The organism is Candidatus Hydrogenedentota bacterium (genome assembly GCA_018005585.1).
In the GTDB taxonomy this organism is placed as follows: Bacteria; Hydrogenedentota; Hydrogenedentia; order Hydrogenedentales; family JAGMZX01; genus JAGMZX01.
The window spans coordinates 1-6711 of the sequence record JAGMZX010000221.1 but is presented as its reverse complement, the minus strand read 5'-3'; the positions used below and the strand labels follow the sequence as shown (position 1 = coordinate 6711).

General features: G+C 66.7%; 4 protein-coding genes and 1 pseudogene. 3 read left to right on the top strand and 2 right to left on the bottom strand.

Going from position 1 to position 6711, the window contains the following annotated elements:
• Nucleotides 1-568 precede the first annotated feature (568 nt).
• Nucleotides 569-1165 (bottom strand): annotated as a pseudogene (locus tag KA184_22465) (OmpA family protein).
• Here KA184_22465 and KA184_22460 point away from each other — a divergent pair.
• The 3 genes from KA184_22460 to KA184_22450 all read left to right on the top strand — a co-directional run bounded on the left by KA184_22460 (nt 1164) and on the right by KA184_22450 (nt 5568).
• Nucleotides 1164-3683: a hypothetical protein gene (locus tag KA184_22460; GenBank protein ID MBP8132352.1), complete on the top strand. Its 2520-nt coding sequence runs from the start codon at nt 1164-1166 to the stop codon at nt 3681-3683. The pseudogene KA184_22465 and the gene KA184_22460 overlap by 2 nt on opposite strands.
• Nucleotides 3684-3823: 140 nt before the next feature.
• A complete protein-coding gene (locus KA184_22455) occupies nt 3824-4846 on the top strand; it encodes a deoxyguanosinetriphosphate triphosphohydrolase (protein ID MBP8132351.1) in 1023 nt (340 codons plus the stop codon).
• Nucleotides 4843-5568 carry a hypothetical protein gene (locus KA184_22450; GenBank protein ID MBP8132350.1) on the top strand — a complete coding sequence of 242 codons (726 nt, stop codon included), beginning with the start codon at nt 4843-4845 and terminating at the stop codon, nt 5566-5568. The genes KA184_22455 and KA184_22450 overlap by 4 nt, the downstream gene beginning before the upstream one ends.
• Before the next feature lie 36 nt (nt 5569-5604).
• Here the strand turns inward: KA184_22450 and KA184_22445 are convergent.
• Nucleotides 5605-6711: GGDEF domain-containing protein (locus KA184_22445; protein MBP8132349.1), on the bottom strand; the 1107-nt coding region annotated here is incomplete at its 5' end.

The window sequence follows — 6711 nt, the reverse complement described above, 5'->3', positions numbered from 1 at the left end:
CCCAGGTCAGCGTCTCCGGGGCGATTGGCGGGCGTGCGGGCGGCGGCCAGGGCGGCAGCGGCGGTGCCGGCGGCGCGGGCGGCGCGGGCGGTCTCGGCGGCAACACCAGCGGAGCAGGCGGTTCGGGCCCAGGGGGCGGCGCCGGTTCGCCCAATTGGTTCACGGACTACGGAAACGGTTTGGGCGCTGGCGCAACGGGCGGCGGACGGAACAGCGGCTCGGACGGCGGCAGCGGCTACACAGGTATCGAAGGCGCCAACGGAAGCGCCGGCGACGCCGGGCATCCGGGATTCCGCGCCGTGGGTACGGGCGGCGCAGGCGGCGCAGCCGGTACAAAGGGCACGCCGAGCACCGGTGCCAATGGCGGAACAGGCCGCGTGGATTCCGGCGGTGGCGGCGGCGGCGGCGGGCCCGTGGCGTTCAACAATGGCAGTTCCGGCATCGGCGGCACAGATGGCAATTCGGGCGGCGCCGGAACTCAAGGCGCCGCGGGCAACAGCGGGGCGGCAGGCCAAGTTCCCGCGACGAACGCCGTAAATGGCGGCAACGCCAGCAGCCTGGCCCTTGCGGGTGGACCCGGCGGCGGCGGCGGCGGCGGCGGCGGCGGCGGCGCGGGCGGCCAAGGCGGCGGGAAAGGCGGCGGCGGTTCGAGCGGCGGGGGCGGCGGCGGCGGCGGCCTCTCGTACAACACTGGCTACGTGATTTGCGGCACGAATGCCGACGGCCCCGGCGGCGCGGGCGGCGCGGGCGGTACCGGCGGCAGCGGCGCCAACGGTGGCGCGGGCGGCACGGCGCTGGCCGGAGGCCGCGGCGCCGATGGCGGAAACGGCGGCGGAGTCTTGGTGCTTTCGTCCCGCGGCCTGACGGATTTCAGCGGCGCTATCGACATTTCGTCCGGCGCACCGGGCACTGCCGAAGGTGCGCGCGCGGCGCAACCCGGTACCTCCGGCGGCACCGGCAATGACGGATTGACTGGCCCGAATGGAACCGGCGGCGGCACGGGATGGTGGAATGCTCTAGTCTATTCTGTATGTTGGCCTACAGCGACCGTTGGCGGCACAGGTGGAAAAGGCGGCACTGGCGGCAGAGGCGGCGACGGTGGTCTGGGCGGTTCGAGCGGCGCGTCCGGCGGCGGCGGCGCGGGCGGACTCGCCGCGCCCGGCATGGTGAAACTGCACGGGTCGGTGGTTCTGGCAGCCGGCGGCAGCATTACATGCGAAAATCACTCGGTTGTCTCGACAAGCGATTTGACGGGCCGATACACAACGGTTACCAACCTTGCGGCCGCGCAAATCATGCTGCCTGCCTTCAGTGACAACATTGTAACCGGCACTGTCACAAATAATGCGGTGCTGCGGGCGCCCGCGCCGTATAACTCGGGCGTGTCCGTGCCGCTTATCCCGCAACTGCAAGGCGGCACGGCCACGGGCGGCTTCTGCGAAGCGAACTTCTGGAACAAGGCCCAGGTGGTGACGCCAGGCGTCGACCGGCTCGAAGTGGTGGACCTCGGCGTTTCAACGCCTTTCTCGGGGTTCCGGCAGATCTTCCTGGTCAATAACGGCGGCGGCGACGCCACGGAGGTAGTGCTCCGGATACAAGGCTCGCCCAACTACAACATCGGAACCATTCCCAGCGGTCAAATATGGACAACTTGCGTGCAGAACACGCGCGCGGTCACCGTCGATGTTGGCATGGACATCATCCTCGCGCCGGAGACAGCGGACCTCTACGTGGGCGAGACATTGACGTTGACCGCGACAGTCGTCGGCGGCTCCGGCAACAAGACGTATCTCTGGCTGCGCGACGCCGTGGTCGTGGGTGTCGGCGCGAGCAACATCTTCGAAATCCCGTCCGTCACGGCCGACGATGCAGGCACCTATGAGGTGTACGTCACCGACATGACACATTCGGAGGCAGGCGACAATGCGTCGGTGGTGACGGTGGATCCGCCAATCGACATTACGGTGCACCCCGCCGGGGCGACGCTGCTGGCAGGTGAAACGTACGTGCTGAATGTGTTCGCGCTGGGCGGAAAGGGCGCGCTGCACTATGACTGGCGCAAGAACGCCCTAAGCCTCGGTGCGCCAGACAATCCCTTCCTGTCCGTCGGGCCCGTATCGGGCGCGGATGCCGGGGACTACGACGTTGTCGTGACAGATGCCCTCGGCGTATTTCCCTACGGCCGCGCCACGTCGGCGGCGGCCACGATCGCGGTAAACTCGCCCTTGGCGGTGGCGGGACCGAACGACGCGAGCGTGTATAACGACGCGGCGCTGGTCCCGTTCCAGGTTACGGCGTCGGGCGGCGTGCCGCCGTACACGTATGCGTGGTACAAGGATGGCGTGCTCGTCAATCAACTCGCACCGCCCATCCCACAGCCCACCACCGACACGCTCAACCTGACGCCGCCACTGCAACCCGGTCTTTATCTGTGCGCGGTTACGGATACCGACACGCCGCCGACCACGCGCAATTCGAGCGAAGGACGGCTTGCAGTGTACCCGCATCTTGCCATCGCGATGCAGCCCGTTGGCGCGGGGGTGAACCCAGGCACGGACGTGACCCTTACCGCCGCGGTAACGGGCGGCATCCCGCCCTTGATCCACACGTGGCGCAAGAACGGCATTGCCCTGCCGCCGGAAGCGCAACCGGGCGCCGCAGTGCTCGTGCTTACCGCCGTGGCCGAGACGGATGAGGGCGTCTACGACCTCGCGGTCGAAGATAACGGCACAGACGCGGTGACGTCCGACCCGGCTTCGGTGATGGTACGCGACGCTGCGCTGGTATTCACCACACAACCCGCAGGCGCGGCCCGGTACACCGACGAGGGCGACTACACGCTCACGGCGGCAACGGCCGGCGGAGAAGGGCCCGTCACGCTCGAATGGTGGTTCGACGACGGCCTCGGCGGCGGCGCGGCGCGCGCCGGCAATGGCGGCAGTCTCACCATTGCGGGTCCGTCGCCTGCCGACACCGGCGATTACTGGTGCGTCGCGACCGACAGCGTGGGCAGCATCGATTCCGTGACCGCAACGGTCCGCTTTGGCCTGCCGATCGAAATCACGCAGCAGCCAACAGGACAAGACCGGTACGTGGACGAGGGCGACTATACGCTCTTGGCGGCCGCATCCGGCGGGCTGAATACGCTCAGCTTCGAGTGGTTTTTCGACGAGGGCCTGGGCTATCTGCCCGTCTCGATAGGCAGCGGGCCCGAATACACGATTACGGACCCGACGGTTGCCGATTCGGGCAGTTATTTCTTTACCGTAACGGACGGCATCCGTTCGGAAGAGTCGGACCTTGCCGAACTCGTGTTCGCGGACCATATGACGTTCGAGACACAGCCCCGAGGCGGCCAAGTGCGCGAAGGGGAACCGTTCACCTTCTCCGTGGTCGTTTCTGGCGGTTTGCGCGGGCTGGACTACGTGTGGAAGCGCGACACGGACGCGAAAATCGCCGAAACCACCGGCCCCAACGCGCCCGTGTATCCCATCGAAGAAACCGAACTCGGCGACACGGGTACGTACTGGGTCGAGGTATCCGACGCGGAAGAGACCCTTGTATCGGCGGCGGTGCAGCTTGTTGTCATCGCGGGCATCCCCGCAGGCGGCGCGATTGGCCTTGCACTGCTTACGGGCGCGATCGCGGCCGCCGCAGCCGCCGCCCTCCGCCGCAGGAAGTGACACAGCGCGAGACCGCCAGACGGGCAGGGGACTTTCTCCTGCCCGTTTCGTTTTCGCACGCGCAGGTCGCCGGCCTGCACCCATTGGCGCCCAACGCGCCGGCCCCGGTATGATCCGCTCCTGCAACACAAGGACCGTCCATGACGATTCGCGAACAGGTCGAGGAGCGGGAGCGGCACATCCTGTCGCCCCACGCGGCGCTCTCCGCGGCATCGCGCGGCCGCAAGATACCCGAACCGGAACACGAGTACCGCACGGCGTTTCAGCGGGACCGCGACCGCATTCTGCATACGAAGTCCTTCCGGCGGCTGAAGCGGAAGACACAGGTCTTCCTGGCGCCGCAGGGGGACCATTACCGCACGCGCCTCACGCACACGCTGGAAGTGTCGCAGATAGCGCGGACGGCCGCGCGCGCCCTCTTTCTTAACGAAGACCTGACCGAGGCCATCGCGTTGGGTCACGACCTCGGGCATACACCCTTCGGCCACGCGGGCGAAGCCGTGCTCAACCAACTATTCGACGAGGGGTTCCGCCACTTTGAACAGAGCCACCGCGTCGTGGACAAACTGGAGCACCGCGACGGCAACCCCGGCCTGAACCTGACCTGGGAGGTGCTGGACGGCATCCTGTGGCATTCCCACGGAAAAGCGATCCTGTTTGGCAAGGAGACAGACCGTCCCGCGACACTGGAAGGTAAAATACTCAGCCTGTGCGACGCCATTGCCTACATCAGCCACGACATCGACGACGCCGTTCGCGCAGGCCTGATTTCGATTGAGGACTTGCCTCGGGACGCGGTCTTCACGCTCGGGCGCACCACGTCGGACCGGCTGGACCGCATGGTATCCGGCTTGATTGCCGGCAGCGCCGACGGCCGGGCCGGCGTCGAACCCGAAGTGCTCGGCGCGATCAACGAGCTGCGGAACTATCTGTATCGCGAGGTCTACCCTTGCCCGGCCATCGACGCAGAGATCAGCAAGGCAAAGGCAATGCTGGAGGCGCTGTACTTTGATCTGCTGAGAAAACCGACGCCTGAAATCCTGGCGGGCGACACCGCGGAGAGCATCGAGCGCCGGACTGTCGATTTCGTGGCGGGCATGACCGACGAATACGCGATTCAGCTGTATGAACGGCGTCTGTTGCCGTCGCCGTGGCTCTCATGAATCCGCAGGGCCTGGTCGCCGCCGTCGCCGGTTCTGGCATTGACCTGACGAGCATGCTCGACGAAGTCCACGAATGGATTCCCTTCCGCGCCGGAGGAGAAAGCGGAGTCTCCCATCCGGACGCTTGCGGCGCGCCGGCGGCGCCGGGCGTGGCCGGCCACGCCTGCGTGTTTCTGCGCGGATGCTGTGGTCTGCGCGAGGTCATTGTGCAGCAGGGGCGATTTCACGTTTACGAGGGTTTTGATTTCGCGCGCTGCGTGCGCCCCCTCGACACGCTGTACGAAATGGGCGTACGCACAATCGTGTTCACCAACGCCGCGGGCGGCCTGCGTCCCGAGATGGAGCCGGGCCAATTGTGCGCCGCAACGGAAGTGATCCCGTGGCCCTTCCGCGCATTTGCGCTGCCGGAAGCATTGCGGACGGAATTCACCGTGGCGGGCTGCGACCACCGGGGACCATACATGTGGATGCACGGCCCGTGTTACGAGACACGTTCAGAGGTCCAGGCGCTGCGGCGGGCTGGCGGCGCGACCGTTGGCATGAGCGCCGCGACGGAACTAGCCCGTTGCCAGGAACTCGGCATCGCGGCGGGCGTGGTCTCCTGCATCACGAACAATTGTTGCGCGACGCGGCCGCTCAGCCACGAACACGTTCTGAAAACCGCCGCAGAGGCGTCCGTGCGTCTGGCTCAGGTGCTGCGCGCCTTCTTTCTGCACGGATGAGCGCCGCGCCCGGAGCGTCGTGCCCGCGGCCAAAAGTCAGGGCAGGTCGCGCTCGACACGGTTACGGCCCGCACTCTTCGCCCGGTAAAGCGCCTGGTCCGCCCGCGCTATCAGCGTCCCCGGAGCATCCGCCGTCGTCGGCATCACAGTCGCCACGCCGACACTGACCGTGAGACAAGAACCGTGCCCCGCTGCCTCATGCGCAATTGCCAAGGCCTCGACATTGGCGCGGATTGTCTCCGCCACGTGGCAAGCTCCTTCCGGGCCCGCCGAGGGCAGGATAGCCACAAATTCTTCCCCGCCATACCGGCCAGGTTCGTCGCCCGCGCGTTTAACCGAGTCCCGGATGGCTTCGCCGATACGCCTCAAGGCAGCGTCCCCCTGCTGGTGCCCGTAGTGGTCGTTGTAGGCCTTGAACCAGTCCACGTCGATCATGACAAGCGACAGCGGCAACTGCGCACGCAGGGCGCGGCGCCACTCGAGGTCATACATCATGTCGAAGGTGCGCCGGTTGGCCAGGCCCGTGAGCGGGTCCATCTTGCTCAGGCGCTCGAGTTCCGCTTGAATACGGCGGCGTTCCTTCATCTCTTCGGTCAAGAGAAGGTTGACCCGTTCCACGCGGACCAGACCGGCGAACACCGCGCCCGCCAGCAACAACGGGAACACGGTCAACATCAGTCCGAACCAGCGGTAAATGTTGATCTCGCGGTGCCACTCGCGGGCATCCCAATCCAGGCCGAGCATGGCGACGGCTTTGCCCGTTTCCGGATCGCGCACCGGCGCAAAACCGCTGACCCATTCGCCCCAGCGGTCTCTCAACGGGCCCTCGAGAAAAGCGATGCCTGAAGCGAATGCCTCCACAAGCTTGGGCGATGCCTCCGGATACAGGTCTCCGGGCGCGGATGCGTCGGGCGAATCCTCCGGTTCGGCGTCGGCCACGAAGACCACCTGGTCATTGCGCAGCGCCATAAGATAGACAAACCGCGCATCCGGATTGGCGCTCCGCACACGGCTCAAATGCTGCCGGACACGCTCGAATGCGGGCGCTCCGCTGTCTCCCGGCCCGGTGCTCAAGGGCTCCAAGTCTTCCGCGGCGATGCCTGCGGCCGCGGAACGCGCGGCACGAACCCAAGTATCCGCCGT